Raw genomic sequence first — 445 nt, 5'->3', positions numbered from 1 at the left:
TCCCCTGACGGTGCGCCAACTCCTTACCCACCACCTTGAACTGGGCATGCGGCCCACGCCGGAACAGGTCGCGCAGCTCGCCCCCCACAACCCCTGCCCGCCCGAGCGCCACGCGCTGGAAAACCTCGCCGAGGACGACCCGCGCACCCTGATCGACCTGATCGAGGCGTATCCGGCGCTGCGCGGCGCCCTGCCCTGGCCGACGGTCCTGGAGCTGCTGCCGCCGCTGCGCACCCGGCACTACTCCCTGTCGTCCTCACCCGCCACTGACGCCCGGCACGCCGATCTGATGGTCTCGCTGCTGCCCGGCGGCACCGGCTCGACCTACCTGCACGGTGTGCAGCCTGGCGACACCGTCCTGGCCCGCGTCCAGCCCTGCCGCGAGGCCTTCCGCCTCGATGCGGCCGATGACACCCCCGTCATCCTGATCGCGGCGGGCACCGGC

Annotated in this window: 1 pseudogene; it reads left to right on the top strand. The window is 72.8% G+C overall.

Annotated features, from left to right (window positions below):
- Positions 1-445, top strand: a pseudogene (locus M8I34_RS41135) (reductase); the annotation flags it as partial.

The sequence above is a fragment of the Streptomyces sp. MCA2 genome (genome assembly GCF_023544705.1).
GTDB lineage: Bacteria > Actinomycetota > Actinomycetes > Streptomycetales > Streptomycetaceae > Streptomyces > Streptomyces decoyicus.
Note: the sequence above shows the minus strand (reverse complement) of the source record. Positions and strands in the feature narration are given on the sequence as shown.